The sequence below is a fragment of the Pseudomonas sp. 86_A genome, assembly GCF_017491705.1.
Taxonomy (GTDB): Bacteria; Pseudomonadota; Gammaproteobacteria; order Pseudomonadales; family Pseudomonadaceae; genus Aquipseudomonas; species Aquipseudomonas koreensis.
The window spans coordinates 1-500 of the sequence record NZ_JAFGYS010000092.1 but is presented as its reverse complement, the minus strand read 5'-3'; the positions used below and the strand labels follow the sequence as shown (position 1 = coordinate 500).

The 500-nt window shown below is 64.0% G+C and carries 1 protein-coding gene; it reads right to left on the bottom strand.

Annotated elements, in window-relative coordinates:
• Positions 1-216 precede the first annotated feature (216 nt).
• The coding region (locus tag J5M57_RS28140) for a hypothetical protein (protein ID WP_207938498.1) at positions 217-500 on the bottom strand (284 nt) is incomplete at its 5' end.

Here is a 500-nt window from a genome sequence, read left to right as displayed (position 1 = left end):
CGAACCGCCTACGCCCGCGCCTATCGCGCCGGGAGCGCCCCGCGCGGCAGTGTCGTGCAGAAGGATGGTTTGCCGCCGCAACGCCTCCGCTTACCGCCCTCGCAAATACCCGCTACTCGGTCCGGCGAGCCGCGCTGAGCCGCGCGACGACCGCCCGGACTCCGCACCGCAGCCGTCGCCCTACGCCGCTTCGGCCACGGCCGGACACTCCCAACGCTAGACGTCTGATTTTTCGTTACGTCCGCGATAGAGGTAACGGTTAAACGCCGCAACGTCGTCGCGGAACGATTTCAGCATCAACTCGTCAGCCCAAAACGCCAAGCGCTCAACCACGTCCGCCTTTGATATCCCCGCATCAACCGCCAGCCGATCAAGCGCGAAATATGCCCGTTCGTCGAACGTAAAACTAAATCGGCGTCGTCGAACCCAATCGACCTCACTCCCGCAAAGCGGCAGCCGCACCACGCGTCGAACCCAATCGACCTCATGCACGACTGACG